Annotated in this window: 22 protein-coding genes and 2 pseudogenes; 13 read left to right on the top strand and 11 right to left on the bottom strand. The window is 73.0% G+C overall.

Features of this window, described 5'->3' with window-relative positions:
- The first annotated feature begins 33 nt into the window (after positions 1–33).
- The 3 genes from ACZ3YO_RS36440 to ACZ3YO_RS36430 are packed head-to-tail and all read left to right on the top strand — an operon-like array spanning position 34 to position 4,017.
- Positions 34–1,362 carry a hydantoinase/oxoprolinase family protein gene (locus ACZ3YO_RS36440; protein WP_465578106.1) on the top strand — a complete coding sequence of 443 codons (1,329 nt, stop codon included), beginning with the start codon at positions 34–36 and terminating at the stop codon, positions 1,360–1,362.
- 34 nt (positions 1,363–1,396) lie between these two features.
- Positions 1,397–2,509 (top strand): DUF917 domain-containing protein, encoded by a 1,113-nt coding sequence (locus ACZ3YO_RS36435; RefSeq protein ID WP_465578104.1) that lies wholly within the window; start codon positions 1,397–1,399, stop codon positions 2,507–2,509.
- Positions 2,503–4,017: a PucR family transcriptional regulator gene (locus ACZ3YO_RS36430; protein WP_465578102.1), complete on the top strand. Its 1,515-nt coding sequence runs from the start codon at positions 2,503–2,505 to the stop codon at positions 4,015–4,017. Before ACZ3YO_RS36435 ends, ACZ3YO_RS36430 begins: the two co-directional genes overlap by 7 nt.
- A 76-nt stretch (positions 4,018–4,093) precedes the next feature.
- Here ACZ3YO_RS36430 and ACZ3YO_RS36425 read toward each other — a convergent pair whose 3' ends face one another.
- The 3 genes from ACZ3YO_RS36425 to ACZ3YO_RS36415 form a co-directional block, all read right to left on the bottom strand.
- Positions 4,094–5,791, bottom strand: a complete 1,698-nt coding sequence (locus ACZ3YO_RS36425; protein ID WP_465578100.1) for a hydantoinase B/oxoprolinase family protein — start codon at positions 5,789–5,791, stop codon at positions 4,094–4,096.
- Entirely contained in the window at positions 5,788–7,830 is a 2,043-nt protein-coding gene (locus tag ACZ3YO_RS36420) for a hydantoinase/oxoprolinase family protein (RefSeq protein WP_465578098.1), read from the bottom strand. Before ACZ3YO_RS36420 ends, ACZ3YO_RS36425 begins: the two co-directional genes overlap by 4 nt.
- Positions 7,831–7,940: 110 nt before the next feature.
- The gene (locus ACZ3YO_RS36415; RefSeq protein ID WP_465578096.1) at positions 7,941–8,417 is read right to left on the bottom strand and encodes a YybH family protein; all 477 of its coding nucleotides are present in this window, start codon (positions 8,415–8,417) and stop codon (positions 7,941–7,943) included.
- A gap of 763 nt (positions 8,418–9,180) precedes the next feature.
- On the opposite strand from ACZ3YO_RS36415, the gene ACZ3YO_RS36410 reads away from it, so the two are divergent.
- A complete protein-coding gene (locus ACZ3YO_RS36410) occupies positions 9,181–12,147 on the top strand; it encodes an ABC transporter permease family protein (protein ID WP_465578094.1) in 2,967 nt (988 codons plus the stop codon).
- A gap of 75 nt (positions 12,148–12,222) precedes the next feature.
- Here ACZ3YO_RS36410 and ACZ3YO_RS36405 read toward each other — a convergent pair whose 3' ends face one another.
- Both ACZ3YO_RS36405 and ACZ3YO_RS36400 read right to left on the bottom strand, forming a co-directional pair.
- Positions 12,223–12,444, bottom strand: a complete 222-nt coding sequence (locus ACZ3YO_RS36405; RefSeq protein WP_465578092.1) for a hypothetical protein — start codon at positions 12,442–12,444, stop codon at positions 12,223–12,225.
- A complete protein-coding gene (locus ACZ3YO_RS36400; protein ID WP_465553112.1) occupies positions 12,444–12,842 on the bottom strand; it encodes a carboxymuconolactone decarboxylase family protein in 399 nt (132 codons plus the stop codon). Before ACZ3YO_RS36400 ends, ACZ3YO_RS36405 begins: the two co-directional genes overlap by 1 nt.
- Positions 12,843–13,328: 486 nt before the next feature.
- On the opposite strand from ACZ3YO_RS36400, the gene ACZ3YO_RS36395 reads away from it, so the two are divergent.
- From ACZ3YO_RS36395 to ACZ3YO_RS36385, 3 genes are all read left to right on the top strand, one after another.
- Positions 13,329–13,508 carry a hypothetical protein gene (locus ACZ3YO_RS36395; protein WP_465578089.1) on the top strand — a complete coding sequence of 60 codons (180 nt, stop codon included), beginning with the start codon at positions 13,329–13,331 and terminating at the stop codon, positions 13,506–13,508.
- Positions 13,509–13,639: 131 nt separating this feature from the next.
- Positions 13,640–14,830: an NAD(P)/FAD-dependent oxidoreductase gene (locus ACZ3YO_RS36390; protein WP_465578087.1), complete on the top strand. Its 1,191-nt coding sequence runs from the start codon at positions 13,640–13,642 to the stop codon at positions 14,828–14,830.
- Between the two features lie 10 nt (positions 14,831–14,840).
- Positions 14,841–15,779, top strand: a complete 939-nt coding sequence (locus ACZ3YO_RS36385; RefSeq protein ID WP_465578085.1) for a sigma-70 family RNA polymerase sigma factor — start codon at positions 14,841–14,843, stop codon at positions 15,777–15,779.
- Between the two features lie 388 nt (positions 15,780–16,167).
- Here the strand turns inward: ACZ3YO_RS36385 and ACZ3YO_RS36380 are convergent, their stop codons facing one another.
- Positions 16,168–17,388: an alpha/beta hydrolase family protein gene (locus tag ACZ3YO_RS36380; RefSeq protein ID WP_465578083.1), complete on the bottom strand. Its 1,221-nt coding sequence runs from the start codon at positions 17,386–17,388 to the stop codon at positions 16,168–16,170.
- A 43-nt stretch (positions 17,389–17,431) separates the two neighbouring features.
- Complete coding sequence (locus tag ACZ3YO_RS36375) at positions 17,432–17,836, bottom strand: nuclear transport factor 2 family protein (RefSeq protein WP_465578081.1); 405 nt, start codon at positions 17,834–17,836, stop codon at positions 17,432–17,434.
- A 118-nt stretch (positions 17,837–17,954) separates the two neighbouring features.
- Between ACZ3YO_RS36375 and ACZ3YO_RS36370 the strand changes: the two genes are divergently transcribed.
- Positions 17,955–18,410, top strand: coding sequence for a MarR family winged helix-turn-helix transcriptional regulator (locus ACZ3YO_RS36370; protein WP_465578079.1), 456 nt, complete (start codon positions 17,955–17,957; stop codon positions 18,408–18,410).
- A 543-nt stretch (positions 18,411–18,953) separates the two neighbouring features.
- On the opposite strand, the pseudogene ACZ3YO_RS36365 reads toward ACZ3YO_RS36370, so the two are convergent.
- Positions 18,954–19,100, bottom strand: a pseudogene (locus ACZ3YO_RS36365) (IS21 family transposase); the annotation flags it as partial.
- A 142-nt stretch (positions 19,101–19,242) separates the two neighbouring features.
- Here ACZ3YO_RS36365 and ACZ3YO_RS36360 point away from each other — a divergent pair.
- The 5 genes from ACZ3YO_RS36360 (at position 19,243) to ACZ3YO_RS36340 (ending at position 23,550) form a co-directional block, all read left to right on the top strand.
- Positions 19,243–19,455 (top strand): hypothetical protein, encoded by a 213-nt coding sequence (locus ACZ3YO_RS36360; protein ID WP_465578077.1) that lies wholly within the window; start codon positions 19,243–19,245, stop codon positions 19,453–19,455.
- Between the two features lie 147 nt (positions 19,456–19,602).
- Positions 19,603–19,839 (top strand): hypothetical protein, encoded by a 237-nt coding sequence (locus ACZ3YO_RS36355; protein ID WP_465578075.1) that lies wholly within the window; start codon positions 19,603–19,605, stop codon positions 19,837–19,839.
- Between the two features lie 274 nt (positions 19,840–20,113).
- Positions 20,114–20,443, top strand: coding sequence for a hypothetical protein (locus ACZ3YO_RS36350; protein ID WP_465578073.1), 330 nt, complete (start codon positions 20,114–20,116; stop codon positions 20,441–20,443).
- A gap of 456 nt (positions 20,444–20,899) precedes the next feature.
- Positions 20,900–21,907 (top strand): PHP domain-containing protein, encoded by a 1,008-nt coding sequence (locus ACZ3YO_RS36345; protein ID WP_465578198.1) that lies wholly within the window; start codon positions 20,900–20,902, stop codon positions 21,905–21,907.
- Between the two features lie 437 nt (positions 21,908–22,344).
- Positions 22,345–23,550, top strand: a complete 1,206-nt coding sequence (locus ACZ3YO_RS36340; RefSeq protein ID WP_465578071.1) for an alpha/beta hydrolase family protein — start codon at positions 22,345–22,347, stop codon at positions 23,548–23,550.
- Between the two features lie 19 nt (positions 23,551–23,569).
- On the opposite strand, the pseudogene ACZ3YO_RS36335 reads toward ACZ3YO_RS36340, so the two are convergent.
- From ACZ3YO_RS36335 to ACZ3YO_RS36325, 3 genes and pseudogenes are all read right to left on the bottom strand, one after another.
- Positions 23,570–24,483: pseudogene (locus ACZ3YO_RS36335) on the bottom strand (IS982 family transposase).
- A 54-nt stretch (positions 24,484–24,537) separates the two neighbouring features.
- Positions 24,538–25,011 carry a GNAT family N-acetyltransferase gene (locus tag ACZ3YO_RS36330; protein ID WP_392936848.1) on the bottom strand — a complete coding sequence of 158 codons (474 nt, stop codon included), beginning with the start codon at positions 25,009–25,011 and terminating at the stop codon, positions 24,538–24,540.
- Between the two features lie 107 nt (positions 25,012–25,118).
- Entirely contained in the window at positions 25,119–25,271 is a 153-nt protein-coding gene (locus tag ACZ3YO_RS36325) for a hypothetical protein (RefSeq protein ID WP_218206587.1), read from the bottom strand.
- Positions 25,272–25,612: the final 341 nt, after the last annotated feature.

Here is a 25,612-nt window from a genome sequence, read left to right as displayed (position 1 = left end):
CATACCAGGACAGACGGTGACAGGATGGTGCGGGTGAGGCTGGGAGTGGACGTGGGGCGTGCCACCACCGTCGCCGTGCTGGTCGAGCCGGGCGGGTACACCGTGGCACGCACGGTGGTGGACAGCGTTCCCGGCCTCGGGGGATGCCTGCGCGCGGTGCTCGCCGCACTGCCCGAGGAACGGACCGGTGAGGTCGACGCCGTCGGCCTCACCACCGATCTGGAACGCGGCCAGCTGCGGCTTCGGCCGGTCGCCGTCCTGCGGATCTCCCCACCCTGCCATCCGGCCCTCGGGCCGCTCGCGGGCTGGCCCGAAGGGGCCGCCCGCGCCATCGGCCCACTCAGCCGGGTCGTACGCGGCGGCTCGGCGCTGACCGGGCGGCCGCTCGCCCCGCTCGACCGGGCGGGTGTCACCGACTTCGCGCGGCGCGCCGCCACCGAGGGCGTCGCCGCCTTCGCCGTCGCGGCGGCCGGAGCGCTCACCCGGCCCGACCCGGAACTCGCCGCCGCCGAGGCTATCGCGGAGGCCGTGCCCGGGGCGGAGATCACCCTGTCGCACGAGACCGGCCGATCGGGACTGAGGGAACGCGAGAACACCTCCGTCCTCAACGCCGCCCTGCAGCCGTGGGCCGTGCGCGTGACCGACACGGCCGAACGCGCCCTGCGAGCCGGCGGCGTCCGGGCGCCGCTGCACCTGGCCCGCAACACCGGCGGACTGGTCTCCGCCGGGTACTTCCGCCGCTACCCGATCCTCGCCACCGCCTCCACCACCGCGAGCGCCGCGCGGGGCGCCGCGCTCGCGGCCGGAGCGGAGCGCGCCGTGGTCGTGGACGCCGGTGCGGCGGAATTCCGGTGCGTGAGCGTCACCGACGGCGAGGTGGAACGCTCCGACGCCGGCCCCGGCCTCGGCGGCGTCGACCTGGACCTGGACCGGATCCGCGCCGACGTCCTCCCCAGTGGTGACCTGGCGCAGGCCGGTGCCGAGCAGGCCGCCGCCCTGGTGGCCAGGGTCCAGCAGAGGGCCCCCGGCGGTGTGCTGCTCGCGGCGGGCGGCGGCCCCCGGCTCGTACCGGTCCGCACCCCGGATCCGGCGGCCGCGATCGCCGCCGCCGCGTACGGAGCCGCCCGCTGCGAGATCGTCGCCGAGGTCGACCAGGTCGCCGTCGCCGGCGGCAGCGCCGAACTCGATCGCCTCCTCGGCCTCGCCGGCGACCAGGCCCTGGCCAGGGCCGTCGCGGCCGGCGCCGCCCCGGACACCGTCCGTATCGCCTTCACCACGCACACCCCGGTCTCGTACCTGCCGGAGGGGGTGCACCGCATCCGCGCCCGCGCCCTCGGCAGCCCCACGGGACGCCCGTCATGAGCGGCCGTCTGCGGTGCCTGCCGGGTCGGCGCCCATGACATCCGAGGCGAGGACCCTGCTCGACGCCGCGCGGCTGGAGGATCTCGCGAAGGGGGCGCTGGTGCTCGCCGCCGGTGCCGAGTACTCCTCGCACCGGGCGAGCCTCGACTGGGCGAGGGCCGCGATCGGAGAGCACGGACCGGTGCCGCTGATCGGAGCCGGGGCGCTCGGTGCCGGACGGATGTGCGTGACCGTCAGCCTGCTCGGATCCTCGGCGGCGCTCGCCGAGTACCTGCCCACCGGAGAGGAGCCGCGCCGCGCCGTACGGGCGCTGGAGCGGCGCCTGGGCCGGACGGCGGACGCCGTCGTCGCGCTCAACACCGCGGCTGAGAACGCCCTGCTCTCCGTCGTCACGGCGACGTCGTGCGGGCTTCCGCTCGTGGACGGGGACGGCTGCGGACGGGTGCTCCCGCTGCTGGAGCAGACGACGTTCACGATCGCCGGGATCGATGTCGCACCGGTCGCCCTGGCCACGCCCGCCGGCGATGTGGTCGTCCTGGACGCGGCCGGCAGCCGCGTGGAGGAGCTGGTACGGCCGCTGGTCCTCGCGGCCGGGGGCTGGGCCGTCGCCGCCTGCTACGCCATGGACGGCGAGCGGCTGGCCGCGACCGTGGTCCCGGGCACCGTGAGCCGGGCCCTGGCGGCTGGGCGGCCGTCCCGGGGCGACCCGTTCGCTCCGTGGCAGCCGCGGCCCCGCAGGCTGGCCATAGGGCGGATCACCGCCGTCGAGCACCCCGCATCGCCGGGACCGGACACCGCTTCGGGCGGGCCGCTGCCGTCCCGGCCGACCAGCGTGGTCGTCTCCGAGACCGAGGGCCTGCACCGCCGGTTCCGGCTGGAGGCGCACAACGAGGTGCTGCTGGTCCTCGCCGACGGCGCACCTGTCGCGGCCGCGCCCGACCAGATCCTGATGCTGTCGGCGGCCGACCAGCGCGTGCTGGACGTCGAACGTGCCGCGCCCGGCATCGAGGTGGAGATCGTCGTGATCCCCGCAGCGCCCGCCTGGCACTCCCCGCAGGGCCGCCGGCTGGCCGCCGCCGGCGGCCTCATCCTGCTGGACCCCCTTCCGGACGGGGCCACCGAAGGACCGGAGGAGACCCCGTGGTGAGACGCCCCGACCTGCCCGCGCCCATGACCGTCGCGGAGTTGGTGCAGTACGGCCCGCTGCCCGGCATCCGCATCTTCGGCGCGGCGGGAAGCGGCGGCGAGGTCCTGGACGTGCGCATCGTCGACCGGCGGGAAGCACTCGACGACCTGCGCCCGCACACGGCCGTCGTCCTCACCGACACCCTCGCCCGGACCGGATGGGTCGTGGAGATGGCCCTGCGCAAGGCATGGGAGCACGCGGCCGCCTGCGTCGTCGTACCCGAGGCGGCGGTGGCCGCGCATCCGTCGGGGGCCCTCGCGGACCGGCTCGGGGTGCCGCTGCTGCTGATCCGCGAGGACGCACTGGAGGGCGCCGTACGGATCGCCTCCGCGGTGTCCCGCCCGGACGCCGGGCGGACCGCGCTGCTGGCGCAGGCCGCCCAGCGGCTCGCCGCCGCCGGGCCGCACGCCGAACGCGTGCTGGCGGCGCTGCACACCGTGCTGCCCGCCACGTCGGTGGCGCTCACCGATCCGCTGGGCGGAATGCTGACCGGGCGGCGGGCCGCGCTCGACTCCGCGGACGCGGTACGGCTGGAGGTGCCGGGGCCCGATGGAAGGCCGCTGGTGGTACTCGTCGCAGATTCCCGTTCGAAGGAGGCGGGCTGGGCGACGACGGTCGAGACGGTGCTGCGGCTGGCGGTCCCCGCGCTGTCCGCCTGGTCCGCCACCCGCCGCCTCGGCGAGGAACAACTGGCCCGCCGGAGCGAACTGCTGCTGGATCAGCTGACGCACGCCTCCCCGGAGCAGGACGAAGGAGCCCGCGACCGGATCCGCACCGAGGCGGCGGCACTCGGCTGGTCGCTGTCCGGCCCGATGGTCGCCTTCGCCCTGCGGCTGGCCGCAGACCCGGGCACCGGGATCGAGCCAGGACCGGCGCTGCGTGCGCTGTGGGCCAAGTACGGCGTCGGCGGGCCGCTCGTCGCCCGCGAGGACGGCTGGGTGTCCTGGCGGTCCGCGGCGGCCGACCTTCCGGACGCGGGCCCGGAGGTGTGGCTGCGACAGGGCGAGACACAGCTGCTCGCGGCCGTCCGGGCCATCGCTGATCGCCTTCCGGTTTCCGGCGGGGTGGCCGGCCCGGTCACCGGCGCCGACGCCCTCGGCGCGGCACTGACCGACGCCCGGGCCGCCGCGGCGGTCGCCGCCGTGCCCGGCTCCGTGGTCCGAGCCGACCGCATGGGGCCGGCCCAACTGATGTCCGCGCTGCCCACGGCGGCGCTGCGGCGCCCGGCCGAGGTGGTGCTGGCACCTCTGCTCCGCGCGGACCGGGACGGAGCACTGCTGCGCACCCTGGCCGTCGTGCTGGACCAGGGCGCGGCCCCGTCGGAGGCGGCGGAGATCCTGGGCGTCCACCGGAACACGGTCGCGGCCCGCCTGGAGCGCATCCGCGCGCTCGGCTTCGATCCCGATGATCCGGACCAGCGCCTTCCGCTGCACCTCGCCTGCCGCGTCCTGCTCACGGGTCTCGAGTAGGCAAAAGGGGTGGGCCCGGTCGCCGAGTGGGGGGAGTCGGCAACCGGGCCCGGATCAGGGGTGGTGGGGCGGGCCGTCAGGCGTCGACGCCGTAGGCGGCGGCCGCCCGTTCGCGGGTGAGCAGGCCTTGCCGGAGGTCTTCCCGCACGGCCTCGGCGGGGCGCTCGGCGACCGGGCCGAAGCCGCCGCCTCCGCCGCTCTCACAGCGCAGCACGTCGCCCCGGCGCACCGCCAGCGCGTTGACCTTGAGCAGTTCGCGCTCGTCGTCCCGGCCTGGGTTGAGGACGACCCGGGGCGGGGCGCCCTCGCCGCCGCCGAAGACGCCCCAGGCGGGGGTGACCGAACGCTCCCACCACAGGGAGAGGTTCTGGTCGGCCTCGAAGCGGTACTCGCGCACCACGCCGTTGCCGCCGCGGGTCCGGCCCGCGCCGCCGGAGTCGGGGCGGACGGCGTACTCGGTGACGCGCACCGGGAAGAGCGTCTCCAACACCTCGACGGGCATGTCCCGCAGGGAGCCGTTGACGTTGTTGATCAGGCAGGACTCGCCGTCGTCGGTCTGCCAGGCCCCCCAGCCGCCGACGGTGGCCTCCTGGGAGACGAACAGCCTGCCGTTGCGCGGGTCGGTCCCGGTGAACTGCACGATCATCGAGTCGCCGTAGCTGGCGGCGGCCGCCCGGGCGGGCACCGCGGGCGCGAGCGCCTTGACGACGAGGTCGATGACCAGCCCGAGGTGGGAGTAGTAGTACTGACAGGCCGCCGGCTCGACGGCGGCGAGCATAGAACCCGGCCGGGTGACCACGTCGAGCGGCCTGAAGGATCCGCCGTTGAGCGGAACGTCGCCGCTGACCAGCAGCTTGTAGCCGACCCGGCAGGCGGCGACGGTCTGGGCCGCACCGCAGTTGACGGGGCCGGTCGCCTGGTCGGCGCAGTCGGTGACGTCCATCGTCATCCGGTCGCCGGAAATCTCGACGCGCACGGTGACGTGCAGCGGGGTGGCGAGGTCGATGCCGTCGTTGTCCAGCCGGCCGGTCGCCACGTAGACGCCGTCCGGGATGGCGGCGATCTGCTCGCGCTCCAGCCGCTCGGTCTGGGTGAAGATCGCGTCCCGCGCGGCGAGGACGGTCTCCAACCCCCAGCGGCGGACGATCTCGGCGAGCCGCCGGGCGCCGGTGCGGGCGCAGGCGACCTGGGCGCGCATGTCCCCGAGCGTCGGCTGCGGGAAGCGGACGTTGCGGGCGATCAGCGAGTGCGCCTGCTCGCAGGGCTCGCCGTCCTGGTAGATCTTCAGGGGGCCCATCCGCAGGCCCTCCTGGTAGATGGAGGTGGAGTCCATCGAACCGCCGGGGTCCTTGGAGCCCATGTCGATCCAGTGCGCCCGCGAGGCGGCGAAACCGATGAGTTCGCCGCCGTCGCCGGTGTCCTCGGCGAAGATCGGGGCGTACACGGTGACGTCGTTGAGGTGGGTGCCGCCGATGTACGAGTCGTTGAGGACCCAGACGTCACCGGGACGCCAGACCTCCGCGCCGTACATCGCCTCGGTGGCCCGGGTGCACACCTCCAGGTTGCCCAGGAAGATCGGCAGGCCCGAGGACTGGCCGAGCACGTTGTGGTCCCGGTCGAGCAGCGCGACCGCGCAGTCCTTCGCCTCGTAGATGGTGGGCGTGTAGGACGACCGGATGAGCGTGGTGTTCATGTCCTCCGCGGCCTGCAGCAGCGCGCATCGGATGATCTCTGTCGTGACCGGGTCGATGGTCCGGGTGCCGGCGTCGGTCATGCCGTAGCTCCAACCTTGATGACGAGGAAGCCGTTCTCGTCGACGGTGACCGACGAGTCGGGCGGGACGACGGTGGTGGAGGTGGCCTCCACGATGACGGCGGGTCCGTCGACGCGCTGGCCGGGCGCCAGCCGCTCACGGCGCAGGACCGCGGTGTCGTGCGGCCGGCCGTCGAAGACGACCTGACGCCGCTGCACGGTGTCGGAGGCGTTCTCGTCGGCGGTGTACGGCACGGCCGCGATCTCGGGCAGTGCCCCGAGCGCGGTGCTGCGCAGCGTGACGAACTCGACGGGCGCTTCCGGCGTGGCGTGCCCGTAGCGGCGTTCGTGGAGCTGGGCGAAGCGCGCGGCGGCGGTGGCGAGGAAGTCGTCGGCGGCCGGCTCGGCGGCGAACTGCAGGGGCACGGCGAGGGTGTAGTCCTGGCCCGCGTACCGCATGTCGACGACGTGCTCGACCCGCCGCCGCTCCAAGGGGACTCCCTGCTCGGCGAGTTCGGCCAGCGCCTCGTCCTCCAGACCGACCAGGGCCCGGGCCATGGCCTCGCCGTCGAGGTCGTCGCCCGAGGTGAAGAACTGTCGGGTCAGGTCACGGCGGACCTCGGTGCCGAGCATGCCCCAGGCGGAGAACGCACCGGGGAAACGCGGCACGACGACCTCACGGATGCCGAGTTCACGGGCGATCTCGACGGCGTGCATCGGGCCCGCCCCGCCGAACGCCAGCAGGACGAACTCCCGGGGCTCCAGGCCGTGTTCGACGGTGAGCGTGCGGATCGCCTGGGCCATCTTGGCGTTCGCGACATCGCAGATGCCGCCCGCCAGTTCCAGCGGGTCCAGGCCGAGTTCGCCGGCGAGGGTGCCGACGGCCTGCCGGGCCGCGGCCACGTCGAGCGTCATGTGGCCGCCGGCGAACCACTCCGGATCGACCCGGCCGAGCACCGCGTTGGCGTCGGTGACCGTGGCCCGGGTGCCGCCGCGCCCGTAGCAGGCGGGCCCGGGCACGGCGGCGGCCGACTCCGGGCCGACGCGCAGCCCGCCGGCCTCCGCGTAGGCGAGGGAGCCGCCGCCGGCGCCGATGGTGTGCAGGTTGACCAGCGGCATGAGGACCGGAAAGCCGTCCGCCGAGCCCTCGTTGGAGACGTCGGGCCGGCCGTCGAGGACCAGCGAGACGTCGAAGGAGGTGCCGCCCATGTCCACGCAGATCGCGTTGGGCCGGCCCAGCAGACCCGCCGCCGCGGTCCCGCCCATGGTGCCGCCGACCGGCCCGGACAGCAGCGTCTGCAGCGGGTGGCGGCGGGCGTGGGCGGCGTTCACGATGCCGCCGGAGGACTGCATCACCTGGACGGGGACGGTCAGGCCGTGCTCGGCGAACCGCCCCTCGATCCGGCTCAGATACCGGCGCACGACCGGGCCGGTGTAGGCCTCCAGGACGGCCGAGGACGTCCGCTCGTATTCGCGCCACTCGCCGGCCACCTGGTGCGACAGCACCACGACGACGTCCTCGCCGAGCTCCTGCTCGAGGATCTTCGCCGCCAGCAGCTCGTGGTCCGGGTTGACGTACGAGAAGAGGAACGAGACGGCGACCGCGTCGAAGCCCTCGTCCTTCGCACGCCGGGCGGCGGCCCGGACGGCGTCCTCGTCGAGCGGTTCGAGCTCCGCGCCACGCCAGTCCAGGCGGCCGCCCGCCTCCACCGTGTCGCAGCGGTCGACCAGCGGCTTCGGCTTGCGGTAGTGCAGGTCGAACATCCGGTCCCGGTTGCCGCGGGCGATGTGGTAGACGTCCCGCATGCCGGCTGACGTGACCAGCAGGACGCGGGCGCCCTTGCGCTCCAGCAGGGCGTTGAGGCCCTGCGTCGTGCCGTGCACGAAGAAGGAGATCTCGCCGGGCGAGTCCACCGCCCGGCCCAGTGAGGCGAAGACCCCCTCGGCCAGGTCTCCCGGCGTCGTCGGCGCCTTGGCCGCGAAGAAGGTACCGCTGTCCTCGTCATAGGCGACGACATCGGTGAACGTCCCACCGATGTCCATGGCCACTCGATACGTCATGCCGCCTCCCGGCTTTCTCCAAGGGATCGCCGAGGACGCTAGTCCGGGGTCTCCGGGAGGCGCTGTGCGCAGCGCACGGCCGACGGACCACCGCAGTGCGCTGCGCCCGGTCAGTGCTCTCCGACAGGGGTCCCGCCCGGCTGCTGCACATCCTCGTGCAGGTGGACGATGTGCCACGCGGCGTTCCCGCCACGCCGCAGGACGGCGGTGTTGCGGACCAGCTCGGGGCGCAGCTCGCCGGTGTCCGGGGCGGGCGCGAAATCCACCCGCAGCCAGAAGCGCAGCACCGCGATGTCGCCGAAGACGTCCACCACCTGGCCGTACGGCTCCAATCCGGTCTCCGCCGGCCCCTCACCCGCAGCCGGGCGGGCCTCCCGGATCCGGTCCAGGTCCGGCTTCCCGAAGAGCAGCTCGGCGGTCCCGGAGTCCCAGACGGTGGCGTCCGGGTCGAGACACGCGTCGATCCGTGGGCGGTCCCCGGTCGCGTAGGCCTCGTACATAGCGGTGATCACCTGCCACACGGCTGCGGCGTCGGCCGGCTTCGCGCCCGGGCGGGCACCGGCGGGGAAACCTGGGAACGAGGGCATGGCGAGCCTCCTGAAGGCTGAGGGTGAGGGGACACGCGGCCGGTCGAGCGGCGGCGGGCAGCCAACCTACACACGTCGGCGACCGGATCGGACCACCTGGTGGGGGGCGATTGCTGCGCCGTGGCCGGCAGATGCCGTCGAGTCCGGGAGGACGGGCGGCGGCGGGCGAGTCCGTTGGTCCGATGCTCCGGGGCACAGCCGAGTCGGCAGGTAGCTACGACGACGGCGTGTTCGACGGGCCGAGGGCTACCGCCGGCGCTGAACGCAGGGCCTCCCGCCAACTCGCGGGTGCCGAACCCGCAGAGCGACGGCCGGAGGCCCTGCCGTTGTCGGCGCGCCGACAACGGCAGCCGTTGCGCGCCGAGAGCCAGGACCCTCGTCAGCATCCTGGGGCGCTCCCCGGGTGTCTGCGGTTCTTCGGTCCTTCGGATCTGCAGTACTTCGGTTCTTCGGCTCGGTGGTGCGGTGGTCGCGGATTTCCATTTGTGGTGTGTTCATGACTTACAGACGGTGTGTCACGTCAGCGAACGTTCAATGCGGAGTATTTGCTCACCAGTTACATGATTCGCGCAAGTCCCTTCCGTTCTGAGTGCGGATCTGACAGCATCGTCCGCTATCCGGTGATCAAGCGCCGGTGATCACCACCTCGGCCCGTGACGGGTGTTCATCCCTGGCCGGCCCCTGATCGGGGTGGCCTCGCAGGCGTACGGGGACCGGGGCGTCGTCGAGACGTGGCCGCCCGGCTGCGACACGTGGAGGAGATGTGACCACCCCGGCCGACACCCGCACCCCCCGCTCCGGCGGGGCCCGGCCGACCGACGGGCTCCGGCCTGCGCCGTGGGTCCGCACCCGGCTGCGGTCGGCGCGGCTCGCCGCTCTGCTCATGGCGGCCCTCGCGTTCGGCACCGTCTTCCTGGCCGCCGCGTTCCCGCGCGCCCTCGACCGGGGGACGGACGACGCGCTGCACCGGTTCCTGAAGGACCGCGGACCCGCCTGGAACACCCTCGTCGCCACCTCCAACGACCGGTTCGACGCCGCCGACCTCGACGAGGTCGCCCGGAAGCTCGGTTCGCGGCACGGCAAGACGTTCCGGTACGCCGGGTCGGGCCCGGTCTACGGGGCGCGCGGCGACAAGTTCCGCGAGATCGCCAACCCCGGCTACGCCAGCCCCGACGGCCTGAAGCCGAGGGTCGGCCTGATGTACCTGCAGGGCATCACCGACCGGGTCACCCTGGTGGCCGGCAGCTGGCCGACGGGCCCCGGCGGCCAGGTCGGCCCGGTGCCGATCGCACTCAGCAAGGCTGCGGCCGACACCATCGGCATCCGGCTCGGCGACGTCCTGCGGGGCGGCGAGGGCCCGGGCCCGGAACTGGCCGAGGTGGTCGGCCTCTACACCGTCAAGGACCCGCACGACCCGTACTGGTACGACCTCGGCTGCCTCGAACGCGCCTGCGTGGAGGGGAACCCCCACGTCGCCCTGAAGGCCGATGGCCTCGTCGCCGCCGGCGCGCTGGAGCGGCTCGCCCAGTGGGGCGTCCACACCACCGACTTCTGGCGGCTGCCCGTCGACACCGGGGCGCTGCACGCCCGCGACCTGCCCGCGACCGGCCGTGAGCTCACCGGCTTCGTGGCCGGCCCCGGCGCCGTCGCGCTGGCCGCCTACACCGGCCGGGACGACCTCAGCCTCCGCTCCCAGCTGCCCACCGCGTTCAACCAGGCCATCGCCCGGCAGAACGCCGCCGCGCCGCTCGCCGCGATCGGCCCGGCCGGCCTGGCCGCGGTCGGGGCCTTGGTGCTCTTCCTGGCCGCCGGACTCACCACCGACCGGCGCACCGCCGAGCTGCGGCTGCTCCAGGCCCGCGGCGGCTCACGCGGCGGCGTCCTGCGGCGCCTGCTCGGCGAGGGCGCGGTGACCGTGCTGCCCGCGGCCGTGGCCGCGACCGCACTCGCCCTCGCGCTGGTGCCGACGCCGCGCTGGGCCGAGGCCGTCCTGGCCGCCCTCGCCGCCACCCTGGTCGCGCTGCTGGGCTTCCCCGCCCGGGCGGCCCTGTTCTGGTCCCGGCCGCGCCGGCGGAACACCGGACGCCGGCTGGTCGGCGAACTCCTGGTGCTGGCCGTCACCGCCGCGGCCGTGCTGGAGGTCCGCCGGCGCGGCGTCGCACCGGCGGGCCAGGAGCCGGACCTGCTGCTCGTCGCGGCCCCGCTGCTGCTCGCCGTCACCGGCGGCCTCGTGCTCGCCCGGCTCCAGCCGGTCGTGGTCGGGGCATTCGCCCGCGCGGCCGGGCGGCGCCCCGGCCTGGTCGGCTTCCTCGGCCTGGCCCGCGCCGCCCGCGGCAGCAGCGGCCGGACCGGCCCCTCGCTGCTGCCGATGGTCGCACTCATCCTCGCCGTCACCACGGCCGGCTTCGGGGCCACCGTCCTGGACGCCGTCGACGGCGCCCGGCTGCGCGCCGCCCGGGCCGTCGTCGGCGGGGACGCGGCCGTAGCTGCCCCGACCGGCACCACGCTGCCGACCCGGTTCACCGAGGCGGCCGGCGCGATGCCCGGCGTCCGGCTCGCCACCAGCGTCTGGTGGGAGAGCGAGGCGTTCCTTCTCGGCAGCGGCGTCGCGCCGACCCGGGTGAGCGCCCTGGTCGTCGACCCCGCGGCCTATGCCGAGCTCTCCCAGAGCGTCGGCCGTGGCGGGTTCGACCCGGGGCTGCTCACCGGCGGCGCCGGCGGGGGCGACGCGTCGGTGCCCGCCCTCTTCAGCACAGCGCTGGGCGACCAGCTCACCTCCGGCAGCTACCGCCTGCGACTGCCCAACGGCTGGGAGCTCAACGCCGCGGTCGCCGGCCGGATCGGCGCCACGCCCGCACTCGTCGGCGACGACCGCAAGTTCGTCGTGCTGCCCTCCGGCCCCGCCGTCGCCCCGCGGCCCGAGCTGGGCCGGCCCAACCTCTGGTTCGCGGTCGGCGACATCGACGAGCGGCAGCTGCAGGGGCTGGTGCGCGAGCTGGCTCCGCCGGTGGGATGGCGGGTCACGTTCGGCGAGCACCCCGGGACGGTCCTGCCGCCCGACGCGGCCGGGGTCGTGTCGCCGCAGCCGTCCGCGCCGTCCGCGCCGTCCGCGCCGTCCGCGCCGTCCGCGCCGTCCGCGCCGTCCGCGCCGTCGGCGCCGTCGGCGCCGTCGGCGGTAGCGGCGGCAGCGGTGGCCGGACCGGCCGGGGCGGACGGCGCGGACGACGACGCCCTGCTGAGCGGCTACCAGGTGCGCACCAGCAGGACGCTGGCCGCCGGGTTCGCCGACGACCCGCTCCAGCGCTCGGCCGGACGGCTGTTCTGGGCCTCCGTAATCGGCGCCGGCGGGTTCGCCCTGCTCGCCATCCTGTTGACGCTGGTGCGGACCGCGCCGGAACGCGTCGCCCTGCTGGCCCGGCTGCGCACCATGGGCCTGCGCCCGCGGCAGGGCCTCGCCCTGATCCTGGCCGAGGCCGTACCGCAGGCCATCGTCGCGGCGGTCGGCGGCGGACTGGTGGCCCTGGCCGCGACGGCGCTGCTCGGGCCGGCGTTCGACCTCTCCGTCCTGGTCGGTGCCGAGGTGCCGCCGGGGCTGGAACCCGCGGTGGCGCCGGTCCTGCGCCAGGTGCTCGGACTGGTGGCCCTGGTCACCGCGGGCGTGGTGGCCGAGGCGCTGATCTCCGGGCGGCGCCAGATCGCGACCGAACTCCGGGTGGGGGAGCAGCGTTGACGGACAGCGGGCGGGCCGGGCGGCACGAGCGGCACGGGAAGTGGGCAGGCCAGCGCCAGGGTGAGGCGGAAGCCGTCAGGGCCGCAGCCCGCCCGCAGTGCGGTCGGCTGGGGCGGTGAGGCGGCGGACCTGCTCGTCGTAGTCGGCGAGCAGGTGCTCCAGCTGTTCGAGCGACTCGGCGGGTATGTCGGCTGGCGCGGTCTCGACCACGTAGCGGGCGGCCGCGGTCAGGGCGGCCAGCTCGTAGGTGTGGAATGTGCCGCGCAGCACCGTCGCCCGCAGTCTCTCCAGCTCCATCACACGGCCTTGGACCGGACGTAGGCGGTGACCTGGTCGAGTTCGGCCTTGAACTGGTCGTAGTCCTCCTGCATCCCGTTGATGTAGGCGCTCCAGCCCAGGCTGGCCTTGGCGTAGTGGACGGCCTCCTGGATCTCCTCGTCGGTCGCGCCGAACAGCTTTGCTGCCTCGGCGTGGAAGAGGGAGCAGTAGCGGCACTTGGTCTCGGCGTGCAGTCCGACGCCGATCAGTTCCTTGTACTTGTTCGGGATCAGCGTCTCACCGAGTTCGATGCGCTTGAAGATCTCCCATTCGGGGCCGAGGAGCTCGGTGGGGATGCTGGTGAAGAAGTGAGGGATGAGGCCCAGGGTCTCCTTGATGTCGGCCTCGATCTCGGCCCGGGTGACCGGGGTGGCCATGGCGTGACCTCCTTCTTGTGGGGGCCCGCGTGCGTCGGCCTGGTCCGCGTGGATCGTGGGCCTGAGGAGGCCGACACCTGCCACAGCCGGCACCGCCGCTTCGAACGCAAGCCCCGGGGCCGTCGCAATGGGCGGCTGCGGGCGGTGACAGCAACGGGCCCTGTCTCCACCTTAGGCGGCCCGGTTCCACACCGGCCACCTGCCCGAAGGGCGCCCGCCATGCCGCCCTGCGCCCCACAAATGAACCCGTACCGGCCGCTGAACCCGTACCGGCCGCGCGACCGGAAATGCACTCCCGACGCCAGGCCGACAGGGCGGCCGGCCTTCGGTGCGCCGAGTCGTCGGGTCGACGGCGTTGCCCTGCCGCTATTCGGTTGCCGCTGCAGCCGACGATCAGCGGCCAGCCGGCCGGCCAGCCCTGCCCCGGCCGCTGGCGCACCGCTGACCTTGCACAGGACGGCGGCGCAACCGGCGGGGGCAGGACAGGTGACTGACCTCCGGCCAGTCGATGTCGACGGCGGCTGCCTTGTTGACGCAGTCGGTGAAGACGTCGAGCGCCACGTGGGCGATGACCTCGGCGACCTCGGCCTCGGTAAGGCCGGCCTCGTGGGCGGACTTGAGGTCGACCGCGGGCTTGCCTTCGCGGCCGGGCTGCCGTCCAAGTGAGCCGGTGGAGCGCGACAGGCTCGGGCCCAGCCGCTCGTCCTGGCCGGGTGACCCGCCTCACATCCGGCTTCTGTCAGCAATCGGGGCGCCGTCCCGTTCAAAGGGCACGCGAACGAGACAGGAGCAACGCCATGAAGCACCGCATCGTCGTCCTCGGCGCCGGATACGCCGGGGCCTTCGCCGCCGGAAACCTGGCCCGCCGGCTCTCCCCCGCCGACACCGAGATCACCGTCGTCAACGCCGCACCCGAGTTCGTCGAGCGGATGCGGCTCCACCAGCTCGCGGTCGGCGAGGACCTCGCGTTCCGCAAGCTCGCCGACGTGTTCGCGGGCACCGGGGTGCGGCTGCGCCTGGCGCGTGTCACCGGCGTCGACCCCGAGCGCAGGACCGTCGCCGTGGTCGGCGAGGACAGCGAGGGCGAGCTCGCGTACGACACGCTGCTCTACGCGCTCGGGAGCTCGGTGGCCGACCACGGCGTCCCCGGCGTGGCCGAGGACGCCTTCGACGTGACCGGCCTGTCCTCGGCGCTGCGGCTGCGCGAGCGCCTGGCCCAACTGGGCTCGGGCGGCACCGTGCTGGTCGTCGGCGAGGGGCTGACCGGCATCGAGACCGCCACCGAGCTCGCCGAGTCGCGGCCCGACCTCTCGGTCGCGCTCGTCGCCCGCGGCGAGCTGGGCGCCTGGCTCTCCCCGAAGGCCCGCCGTCACCTGCGCCGGTCCTTCGACCGGCTGGGCGTTGTCGTGCACGAGCACACCACTGTCCAGGCCGTCGAGCCGGCCCGGGCGATCACCGCCGACGGTAGGTCCGTCCCGGCCGACGTGACCGTGTGGGCGGCCGGGTTCGCCGTGCACCCCATCGCGGCCGCCAGCGGCCTGGAGGTTGCCCCGACCGGCCAGATCGTCGTCGACCGCACCATGCGCTCGGTCTCGCACCCGGACGTCTACGCCGCCGGTGACTGCGCGTACGCGATCGGCGGGAACGGTCGGCCGCTGCCGATGTCCTGTGCCTCGGCCGGCTTCACCAACATCCAGGCGACCGCCGCGATCACCGCACGCCTGACGGGCAGTGAGGTCCCGACCACCGGGCTGAAGTACTACGGCAACCACATCAGCCTGGGGCGGCGGGACGCCATCTTCCAGATGGTGGACGGGGACGTCCGGTCGAAGTCCTGGTACCTGGGGGGCCGGACCGCCGCGCGGCTCAAGTCGGCTGTGCTCAAGGGGTCCGCCTGGAGCATCGCCCACCCGACCTTCGGCATGCCGACGCGCAGGCGCCGCCTGGCCACCGCGCCCGACCGGGTCGGTGCGAGCGTCACCGCATAGGTTGTTCCGCATGGACAGTGCAGCCATCGATCGCTTCGAGGCCGGCCGGAACCGGCTGGCCTCGCTGGCATACCGCCTGCTCGGCTCGGCGGCCGACGCCGAGGACGCCGTGCAGGACGCGTTCCTGCGCTGGCAGGCCGCGGACCGGGAACGCGTCGAGGTGCCGGAGGCATGGCTGACCAAGGTCGTCACCAACCTCTGCCTCGACCGGCTCCGCTCGGCGCAGGCCCGCCACGAGCGCGCCGCCGGGGACTGGCAGCCCGAGCCCCTCCTCGAGGGCGACCCGATGCTCGGCCCCGCCGAGACCTTCGAGCAGCGCGAGTCGTTGTCCCTGGCCGTCCTGACCCTCATGGAGCGCCTCTCGCCGGTCGAGCGGGCCGCCTACGTCCTGCGCGAGGCCTTCTCCTACCCCCATGCCGAGATCGCCGGGATCCTCGGCATCACCGAGTCCGCGAGCCAGCAGCACGTCCACCGCGCCCGGCGCCGGGTCGCCGCCGAACGCCGCGGCGGCGACGAGGTGGACCGCGCGGCCGCGCGACGGGTCGTCGAGGAGTTCCTCGCCGCCGCCACGTCGGGGCGCACCGAGCGGCTGGTGGCGATGCTCACCGCCGACGTGACCATGGTCTCGGACGGCGCCGGACTGGCGAAGCGGCTGCTGCGGTACCGCACGCCCGAGCGTGTCGCCGCCCTCGTGCGGGCCGGCTTCAAGCCCACTCCGGCGAAGCGGCGGTTGGCCGGCGGCTCCCCCGCCTTCCACGTCGCGCTGGTCAACGGCTCCCCGGCCGTCCTCGCCGTGGTCGAGGGCCGGGTCGTGGGCGCCGTGGCGCTCGAGCTAAGCGGCGGCCGGGTCGCGTCCCTGCGCGGCATCGCCGCCGCCGACCGGCTGGCGCGCCTCAACGAGGCCTGGCGGCAACACCAACCTGACGCACCGGTCATCACCGCATGGTGATCACCGCCCGGTGCCTGCCGCTCGTCGACTTCCCTGCGGCGCCGCCGACCTCGACATCTCCGTCAATGCGGTCAGCATCCGTGGAAACTTGCAGGGAACGCCGTTGATCGGTCTCTCCCCGGAAGATTTCCTCACCCCGATCACCACGGCTGCAACCGCGAACTTCCTCACAGCGACGACAGCCGCCCGGCACATGGCCGGGAAGGGATCCGACGGCAAGGGGCTCGATCAACCCCCGCTTGGATCCGCCGGACTGCCACGTTTCGCCCCGGACGCCTGCCGGCCCAGGGGTGGGCAGGAGGTCGATTCCACAGGCCTTGATCTCACCGCGCCGACAGTTTGCACCGCTGCCCGCCCGGTCACCGCCCCGGGCTGCGCCGCGCACCGGTCACGGGGTGGGGGTGAGGGTGTCGTCGAGCCAGTCGAGGATGCGGGCGAGGGTGTGGCGCATGGCGCCGGGGTGGCAGTGGGCGCCGGCTCCCTCCTCGGGGGTGAATGTCATCAGGGTCCTGGGGCAGGTGAGGTGGTCGTAGAGCTGCTGGGGCTGTCCGTTGAAGAACTCGTCCTCGGCGGCGTCGCACACGAGGGTGGGGCATTGGATCTGTTCGGCGATGCCGCCCTGGAGGGTGTAGTCGAGGTAGGCGGCGCTGAAGGCCCGGGGGGTGTCGACGCCCATCACGTACATGCCGTGGTTGATCGCCCACCGTGCGGTCGCGTCCTGGGCGGTGATCTGCTGGAAGCGGGCGTCGAGCTCGGGGTCGGAGCCGGCGCGCAGGCGCTGCTCGGCTTCCGCGCGGTCGCCGGGGATGTGCCGGGTGGATATCGCGCCGAGGTCGTAGACGCCGTCGACGGCGATCAGGGCGGCCAGCCGGTGTTCGAATGCCGCCGCCCTCGGGGCGAGCAGGCCGCCCATGCTGGAACCCAGCAGCGCGATGCGGCTGTTGTCGACCTCCGGGAGGCGTTCGGCGAAGTCCACGACGGGGGTGATGACGTTCTCCCAGTCGGCGCGGAAGGCGAGGCCCTGGTGGTGGCGCGGTCCCGGTTGCCCGGGTCCGTCGAAGGTGAGCACGGTGTAGCCGCGTTCGAGGGCCGCCAGCGCGCCGCTGAAGTGCAGTTCCTCGGCGGTTCCATCGAAGCCGCTGTGCATGATCAGGGTGGGGCGGGGCGTTCCGGTGCCGTCGGCGCGGTAGAGGTAGCCGGGCAGGGTGGTGCCCTCGTAGGGGATGGAGACCGGTTCGATGCGGGGGGTGTACAGCGCCGCCGCCGCCCGGAAGCAGGCCACGCTGCGGTCGTAGGCGTGGTCGTGGCGGGGGTCGCAGGGATGGCCGTGGAGGAAGAACTCGGCGGAGCGGTAGTAGTTGGAGGCCCGCAGGAAGCCGTCCCGGGCGCTGATGGTGTGGCCGCCGTCCAGGGCCTGCTGGGCGTGGCCGGCCACCCGGTCGGCGGTGGCGAGCCACTCGTCGTGCCAGCTGTCGTAGTCGCCTTCCTTGATGCGCTCGCCGGTGGAGACCACCTCGCCGAAGTCGGCGCCGCCGTAGGCGATGTGGCTCATCGAGCGCAGGGTCTCGTACCAGAACTGGGGGTTCTCGGGGAACAGCAACTGCTTCACGGGAGGTCTCCTGGGGTGTGGGGGCGGGCCGGGTGGTGGGGGTTCAGCGGGCGCTGCCGAGGTTTCGGTCGCTGTCGGCGCCTTCGAGCAGGAGGGTGGTCTCCTCGATGCGGCGGAAGCGACCGTCGGGGGCGAACTCGGCGAAGACGTAGACCTCCATGCGGACGGTGGACCCGTCGGTCTTGACGACCTCCATCGTGTGGCGGTCGGCGTACCGGTCGCCGGAGGTGAGTTCGTCGTGGACCTCGACCGAGCCGCCGGCCACGACCGTGCGCAGGTGGGCGATGTGGGCGAGGAACTCCGTGCGGTTCGCCCAGCTGCCGTCGGTGCGCTGGCGGTAGTCGGGGGCGAAGTGGCGGTCGGCGGCCTCGTCCAGGTCGAGACCCGGGGTGAGGAGCAGGTCGGTCAGGGCGGTGCGGACGTCGGTGTGGATGGCGGTCCGGTTCATGGTGATTCCTTCGGGTTCATGCGGGAGTGTCCCGCCGTGGATGGAGCGGAGTTGCGTGCCTTGAGCACGCTTATGACTGTAGCGGATAAGCGTGCTCGGCGCACGCTAATCTGGAGGGGTGAAGCACTCGACAGGACACGACATCGCCGACGCCCTCGCACTGCTCCTGCGACGGAGCACCCGCGCCCGCCTCTACACCCGGCTGACCGAGGGGCTGGGGGAGGCGGTCGACGACCTCACCTATCCGGTCCTCAGCGGCCTGGCCCGCACCGGCCCGTGCAGCGCCGCCGACCTGGGGCGCGAGGTCGGACTCGACCGCACAACCGTTACCCGCCGCGCCGACCGCCTCGAACGGGCCGGCCTCGTCGAGCGCCGGCCCGACCCGGACGACGGTCGCGCCACCCTGCTCGCCCTCACCGACGACGGACGCACCGTCATCGCGGCGACCAGGCGGCAGCTGGCCATGGGCATCGAGCACGCGCTGGAGGCCTGGCCGGAGGCCGACGCCCGGGACTTCGCCCGCCTCCTGCGCCGTTTCGTCGACGAGGGGCCCTTCGCCGCCGGTCGCGACTGACCGTCACGGGCGGTACGGCGGCAGGGCGGCAGGGCGGTACGGGCGGGCGGGTCTACCAGTCGCCACCGCGGTGCCGGCCACCATCGGGGCCGTCGCCACCGGTCTGAGGACACCCACGGGCCGAGAGAACGATCCCGCCCGGAGGACGGACGCCAGGTCATCCGCCGGAACCCAGGCTCAGGGCGTCCAGGACTCGCCGTCCTCTTCCTCCCGCGCTCCCGCCGGTCCCGACGCGGGCCCGCCGGGGCCGTCCGCCGGGACGGACACGAGCGCTCCGATCACCGTCTCGGTCCAGCCTTCCGGATGGGACACCCCGTGCGATCAGTACCTGGTGGACCGTCCGCCGTCCGTGGTCCCCTGGCCGCCCGAGGTGCCGGACGTACCGGGCCGGGTCTCCCGGCTCGGCGCCGTTCCCGGCCACTACCGGTCGATCGAGATCACGGTGCAGGGCACCGGCAGGGACACCGTGGTGCTGCCGGGCCTCAATGTCCGGATCGCCCGGATCGCGGCCCCCCTCGCCTGGAACGCCTGGCGGACAAGTACGGCACGGTGGGCGGCTACCAGCTTCGTCATGGAGACCGGGTCGACCGGCAGGTAGGCGGGCCGCAGCTCGCGGACCCGTTCGCGCAGGATCGTCAGCCCGCGTTCCCAGCCGATCCGCTCCGCGATCACGGCGACCGGCATCGTCGGGGTCTGCGGACCGGTTGCCGCCGACCGCTGGATCGGCAGCCGGCGGCAGGCGTCGTCCGCGCCACAGGTCGCCCGGTCGTTTCGTTCCTCACCACCCGGGAAGACGCCCGGGGCACGCGGTGACGAGGTCAGGAGACGCACCATGGACGACATCCCGCAGGGCGGCGCGGGCGGCGTACCGGGACACCACAGTGAGGAGGACGGTCAGGAGCAGCGTGTCCTCACCGTCCGCGCGGGTACCCCGGTCGCAGAGCAGAAGGGCGAGAAGGACGAGAAGGGCGGGAACGGCAACGAGGGTGACCGCGGTCGCAGCGGCGCCCCCGACGCGGCGGACCGTGACGGAACAGCCGACTGACATCGGCTCGCGGCCGCGCCACCGGGTCCGGCCCGCCCAGACAGCACCAGGGGGCCGCGGCTTTCGCTGGCGCCTCTCCGACGACTCCGTCGAAGCGCTCGGCCAGTGTAGAGACCGACGGCGTGAGGAGCACCGATGAGCCACCGGATGACTACGGACCAGCCGATTCGTCGTGGATTCGAACCAGGGGACCAACTGCGCCGGGTCGCGGCCGCCCAGATGGAGCTGATGGCCGAGGACGTTCGCCGGCTGGCGCGCGCACTGCAGGAACTCTCCTGCCACGAGCGTCCCCGGCGCCCGTCCAGGGGGGTGCAGGGCTGCGCCGGCGTGGTGCGCGGGCCCAGCAGCGCTCGGGACGCTCACCCGGACGGCGCTGCCGCCTGACGCGATGGCGCCCGCTCGCTCGACCCGTCTCAAGCGTCGACAGGAGAGAAGATCGCCACGAGCGAGCCCGGCCCGTTACAAGTCGACGTGCCCGCGGCCCGAGGGTCTTCTACGAGCCGAACCGGCGAGCGGCCTCCCGTTCCGCCGGGCCAGCCCGGCGCTCCGATCCGGTCCGTACCTGGGGGCCCGCGACTGGATCCGGCGCCGGAGCGAGGTGTTTCACCCGATCCCTGCGCCTGCCCCTCCCTTCCGCCCCACCGAACGGGAGCCTCCCGTGGCACACAAGGACACCCAGCACGAGGACCGGAACGAGCAGGCCGCCGCCGAGGCCGGGCCTCCCGCTGATCGCTCGTACGGAGACAGCGCCTCCGACCACGCCGACCCCGTGGACCGGCCCAACCCGCGTCGGCCCGACACCGGAGCGGTGAAGGAGGGCTACGACGCCACCGCCGAGAGCACGACCGGGGCCCGGAACGCGCAAGCCCCCTATGTCCCGCCGCCGAATGACGCGAACGGAAACGTCGAGGACGAGAAGGCCTGGCCTGCCGGGAGGCGGGCGCGCGAAGCGCGAGGCGCGAGGCGTCCGGGCCCCCCGGCGCCGTGACGGGCCCCTCCGGCCGACCGCCGTGACGGGTCGCGCGGCACCGTAGTGAGGCTTTGCCCGGGCCCCCGGAACCGCACGGAAGGGCGCCGCGGCCCCTGGACCGACAGTGCTTCGTCACCACGGGGGAAGGTGTGCCTGGTGTCTGACCTTTGTTGTCGCACGCCGGCGGGGCAGTCCGCCCCCGTGCCACCGTTTCGTGCTCTGCGCGCGTGGCAGAGCCGTGGCCGATCCCGTCTTCCAGGACTGTCGGACCGCCTGCCGCCGGATGATCGCCCGGCCCGCGGCGGATTCGTCATCGAAGCGGTGCGCACCTTGGGCGCCCATCACGTCGGTTCTCAGGCCCTGAACGGTAGCCAGACCAGCGATCCGATGATCGTCCACAAGGGAGAGAAGCGCCTGGATCACGCGGTGTCCGGCAAGTGCTGCGGTGTCGCCGGGGTGGGAGAAACTGGTGGTATGGATCCGGTCGAAGCGCTACGGCGGATCGCGTTCCTCCTCGAATGGCTTGGGGCGTCCCCGTACCGGGTCAGGGCCTTCCACGCGGCAGCTGACGCGTCCCGTGGGCTGCCCGTCGGCCCGGTGGATGCGGCATCGGCGCGGCGGCTGCGCGGTGTCGGCCCCGTCACTGCGGAGGTGATCGCCCAGGCCTCCGCGGGCGGGACGCCGCCCTACCTGGCCCGACTAGAGGCCGACGCCGGGTCGGCGGCCCGGGCCGGCTGGGATCTGGTGGTCGCGAGTACCGGGGACTGTCACATGCATTCAGACTGGTCAGACGGCGGCAGCCCGATCGGGGAGATGGCGGAGGCGGCCCGCTCGCTCGGGCACCGGTGGGCCGTGCTCACCGACCACTCGCCCCGGCTCACCATTGCCCACGGCCTAAGCCCGGAGCGGCTGCGGCTCCAACTGGAAGCGGTGGCGGCCGTCAACACCCACACCTCGCCCTTCCGACTCCTGTCCGGGATCGAATGCGACATCCTGGAGGACGGCTCCCTCGACCAGGAGCCGGAACTTCTCGACCGCCTGGACCTGGTCGTAGCCTCGGTGCACTCGAAGCTGCGCGCGGAGCCGGGGCCGATGACCGCCCGGCTGGTGGCGGCTGTCCGCAACCCGCAGGTCGACGTGCTGGGGCACTGCACCGGGCGGCTGGTCACCGGCCGGGGCCGGCGGCAGTCGCGGTTCGACGCCGAGGCGGTCTTCCGGGCCTGCGCCGAGACCGGTACGGCGGTGGAGATCAACTGCCTGCCCGAGCGGCGGGACCCGCCCGACGATCTGTTGCTGCTGGCGGGCGAGGCAGGCTGTCTGTTCGCGGTGGATACGGACGCACACACGCCGCAGCAGCTGCACTGGCAGGGTTCCGGCTATGCCCGGGCCGCGCGCACAGGCCTGGGGCGGGACCGGCTGGTGACGACCTGGGGCGTGGACCGGCTGTTGCGTTGGACCGCCCGCTCCGGCATCAGGCATTGATCGCGATCGAGGACCCCCGCGACCACCGAGGCTGACACCTCCGGCTCGGGCGACCGATCGGAAGTGCCATCGCCGACCGGATCACCTTCCGCTGCACCCTGATCCAGACCGGCACCGAGTCCTACCGCTACCAGGCCACCCAGGAATCCCTCTTCCCAGCCCCGAACTGACGCACTGTTGGACGAATCTCTGCGTGAGCACGTAGGCGGGGTCGGCGTCACCGGGGGTGGACATGAGGGCTGGGCAGGGGCTGGGTGGGCAGCGGTCAACAACATCGCCTGACAGTCCCTCATCGCCGCCTTCACCCAGGAGAACGGCATCGTCGACGCGCCTCTCTTGTCCGACTACAGAATCAGCAACGGTGGCACTGATGCCACCATGGATTCGGGTGCCAGGCTCATGGCAGACCCCCGTCGAGGTGTCCTAGCGTCGATCCCATGAAACGCAATCGCCGTATCAGCGCTGTCGCGGTGCTGACGCTCGCCGCCCTCATCACCGGAACCGGCGCCGGGTTCGCCGCCACGACCACACCGTCGGCCACACCGGTGGCCACGCACGCGTTCGACACCGCACCGGCCACGGCCACCGCGCCCACGCCGTCCTTCCACGGCACGCTCCCCGCGCCGACCGGCCCCTACGCCGCCGGCGAGGACATCATCCACCTCACCGACACGAGCCGCCTCGACCCGTGGGTGCCGTCGTCCGGCCCCCGCCAACTGACCGTCACGATGGTCTACCCCGCTGTCCCCGGGACCGGGACTCCGGCCCCTTACATGACCGTCGCCGAGGCAGCCGGAATCACCGAGCGCCGGAAGATGCCGGCGAGCTACGGCGTCACCCCGCAGACCCTTTCCAGCGTCACCACTCACGCCTTCGACGGCGCGCGGCCGCAACGCGGCAAGCATCCGCTGGTGGTCCTCTCAGCCGCGTCCGAGAACCCGCGCATGATGCTCACCTCGCTCGCGACCGACCTGGCCAGTCACGGCTACGTCGTCGCGCTCGTCGGCCACACCTACGAGGACAGCGGCGAGACGCTGGCGAACGGCCAGACGCCGCCGTGCGCGATCTGCGACCACCCGGAAACGATCGACTTCGACGCCGAAGCTGTCAGCCGGGGACGGGACGTGTCCTTCGTGATCGACCAGTTGACGCACGGCAACACTGCGTGGCGCCTGGCACACCTCATCGACAAGCACGAGATCGGCATGGCCGGACACTCCCTCGGCGGAGCGGCGGCGGCCGCCACGATGATCGCCGACCCGCGAGTACGGGCCGGAGTGGACATGGACGGCACCTTCCACCCGGTCCCGATGCCCGGCCAGATCAACCGGCCCTTCCTCATGCTGGGTAGCGACGGCCACACGCCCGGCAGCGGTGACAGCATCGTGGGGCGGGCCTGGGCCGCCCTCGGCGGCTACAAGAAGTGGCTGACGGTCGCCGGCGCCGACCACTTCAGCTTCTCCGACCTGGACGTGCTTCAGGAGCAGGCCGGGTTCCCGACGGGGCCTCTCTCCCCGGAACGCGGGGTGGTGATCACCCGCGAGTACGTGACGGCGTTCTTCGACCAGACGCTGAAGGGGATCCACAGTCCGCTGCTGGACGGCCCCTCGCCGAACAATCCGGAAGTAGCCTTCCAGTCCTAGATGATCAATTCCAAGGGGCTTAGTGGTCGTAGGCAGTGAGCGTGCGCATGGTTGGCTGGCCGGTGCGGTCGTTGTGCCAGATCGCGGCGGTGAGCGCGAGGATGCGTTGCAGGACTCGGACGGTTACACCATTGGGGGTGCGGCCTCGGTGTCGTTCGAGGTCGAGCTGGCCCTTGAAGGTCTCGTTGACCGACTCGATGACCTGGCGCAGTGGCTTGAACAGCTGTGATCCGGCTCGCTGTGGCTCGCCCTTGCGGGCCGGCCGCAGGAGGCGGATGTCCAGGTCGGCGAGCCGCTGTTCGAACTCTCGGCCGAAGTAGTTCTTGTCTCCGATCAGTGTCTGTCCCGGGTATTCGGCGGTGAGACGGGGTTCGACGGCGAGCAGGTCGAGCAGGGTCTTGCGCTCGTCTGCCTTGGCCCCGGTGAGTGCGAACGCGATCGGCAGGCCGTGAAGGGTGCAGACCAGATGCAGCCGCAGTCCCCAGAAGTAGCGCGAGTGGCTGGCGCAGTAGCCGTTCTGGGCCCATCCGGCCAGGTCGGAGCGTTTGACGGTCTCTCGGGAGCGCCCGCACTCGACGGGCGTGGAGTCCGCCACCCACACGTCGTCGCTCCATAGCGTGGTGTCGCGGGCCAGTGCCCAGGTGACCCGGCGGATCAGTTCGGCAGCCTTGCGCAGCCGCTTGTTGTAGCCGGGCTGCTGGGGCAGGTACGGAAAGAGGTGGCGCAGGTGGGCGCCGGCGTGGCGCAGCCAGCGGGCCTCGGAGGTGAAACCGAGCATCGCCTGCATCATCGCCAGCGTTACCAGCTCGGCGTCGCTGAGCTGCGGCACGATGCCCACGGCCGGACGCTGCGGGGCGAATTGCGGCGAGTCCTCAGCAGGTCGTCGGTCTTCACATAGAGTGCGGTCGCGAGGGTGTCCAGGTCGTTCGTCACAGACTGACCTTGGGCGCCCTCGCATCGTCCGCGCAGTCAGTGCGAGAACTTCGCTCAGCTGGGCGCGACAGGCTGTTCGAGGAGCTCGTCCGGTCCGTCGAATCCGCAGCGCCGGTACAGCGGCGCACTGCGCTCAGACGGCCACACGATCAACGTATCCAGGCCGCGAACGCGCGCATAGCCGGTGGCCTCGTCGAGCAGGGCCCTGCCCAGACCGCGATTGCGCTGTTCAGGGGCGACGTAGAAGTTCGTCACGTAGCCCAGGGCGTCGGAACCCGGGTAGGGACTGGGGACCTTCTCCACAAGACACACGAACACGTGACCACAGGGCCGACCGCCCACTTCCGCAACCCAGGCACGCCACGGCCCGACCATCCGGGAACGCAGCCACTGCTCGCACTCGGCGGTGAACTCCTCTTCGTTCTGCGGGACTTCATCTCCGCCGTCCTCCACCTTGAACCGCCAGCGCATGGCTGCCAGCGCGGTCGCGTCATCGGACTCGGCCCGACGGATAACAACGTCACTCATGGCCAAACTCTCGCAGACCGATCCGACGAAGCGAAACTGCCTACGACCGTCCAACGACCCCTTGGAATTGATCATCTAGTGCAGCGCCGCGTTGATCCTTCAGGGGTTCATGCGGCTTTGAGTGGGCTGCCGTCGTAGGTCCGGCGGTAGGGCTTGGCGTCGTGTTCGTCGTAGGCCAAGACGAAGGTGTCGATGGCCGCGGCCAGTTCGTCGCGGGAGGCGAACTGGCGCTGATCACCACCGCGTTCGCACCGGGGCATAGTGCCTGTTCCACCGGGCCCGGTCTACCTGCCGGCGGCCGGCAGAAGCCGACCTACCGACCCGAGATGCTGTCCGCCCACAGGCCGAGATCAAGATCTACAGCTGGTACTAGGTTCACCATGAGATCGGGTGCAGGTTTCATGGCACCGTCCTCCTGCGGTGCCCTAGCGTCGTGCCATGACGATTCCAGCTGGACTGAGACGCACGGTCCTCCGGGCGCAGCGGGACACCGGTTTTCTTGCCGCTGGTGTGCTGCCGCACCTGGCGCTGGTGCCCGTGTGGGCCTGGGCGGCGGCGACTACCGCCAGGACGGGGAACTGGCTCCTTACGGTTTCCATGT

The organism is Kitasatospora sp. NPDC022785 (assembly GCF_055561295.1).
The sequence above is the reverse complement of the archived record's forward strand: the minus strand, read 5'-3'. Positions and strand labels throughout refer to the sequence as shown.

Excerpts from the sequence above, each read along its gene's own strand:
- ACZ3YO_RS36330 (WP_392936848.1), bottom strand. The coding sequence starts at position 25,011 with ATGAGTGACGTTGTTATCCGTCGGGCCGAGTCCGATGACGCGACCGCG.
- ACZ3YO_RS36415 (WP_465578096.1), bottom strand. The coding sequence starts at position 8,417 with ATGCCCTCGTTCCCAGGTTTCCCCGCCGGTGCCCGCCCGGGCGCGAAG.
- ACZ3YO_RS36345 (WP_465578198.1), top strand. The coding sequence starts at position 20,900 with ATGGATCCGGTCGAAGCGCTACGGCGGATCGCGTTCCTCCTCGAATGG.
- ACZ3YO_RS36420 (WP_465578098.1), bottom strand. The coding sequence starts at position 7,830 with ATGACGTATCGAGTGGCCATGGACATCGGTGGGACGTTCACCGATGTC.
- ACZ3YO_RS36360 (WP_465578077.1), top strand. The coding sequence starts at position 19,243 with ATGGACGACATCCCGCAGGGCGGCGCGGGCGGCGTACCGGGACACCAC.
- ACZ3YO_RS36400 (WP_465553112.1), bottom strand. The coding sequence starts at position 12,842 with ATGGCCACCCCGGTCACCCGGGCCGAGATCGAGGCCGACATCAAGGAG.
- ACZ3YO_RS36405 (WP_465578092.1), bottom strand. The coding sequence starts at position 12,444 with ATGGAGCTGGAGAGACTGCGGGCGACGGTGCTGCGCGGCACATTCCAC.
- ACZ3YO_RS36385 (WP_465578085.1), top strand. The coding sequence starts at position 14,841 with ATGGACAGTGCAGCCATCGATCGCTTCGAGGCCGGCCGGAACCGGCTG.
- ACZ3YO_RS36340 (WP_465578071.1), top strand. The coding sequence starts at position 22,345 with ATGAAACGCAATCGCCGTATCAGCGCTGTCGCGGTGCTGACGCTCGCC.
- ACZ3YO_RS36375 (WP_465578081.1), bottom strand. The coding sequence starts at position 17,836 with ATGAACCGGACCGCCATCCACACCGACGTCCGCACCGCCCTGACCGAC.
- ACZ3YO_RS36390 (WP_465578087.1), top strand. The coding sequence starts at position 13,640 with ATGAAGCACCGCATCGTCGTCCTCGGCGCCGGATACGCCGGGGCCTTC.
- ACZ3YO_RS36325 (WP_218206587.1), bottom strand. The coding sequence starts at position 25,271 with ATGCCCCGGTGCGAACGCGGTGGTGATCAGCGCCAGTTCGCCTCCCGC.
- ACZ3YO_RS36355 (WP_465578075.1), top strand. The coding sequence starts at position 19,603 with ATGACTACGGACCAGCCGATTCGTCGTGGATTCGAACCAGGGGACCAA.
- ACZ3YO_RS36425 (WP_465578100.1), bottom strand. The coding sequence starts at position 5,791 with ATGACCGACGCCGGCACCCGGACCATCGACCCGGTCACGACAGAGATC.
- ACZ3YO_RS36435 (WP_465578104.1), top strand. The coding sequence starts at position 1,397 with ATGACATCCGAGGCGAGGACCCTGCTCGACGCCGCGCGGCTGGAGGAT.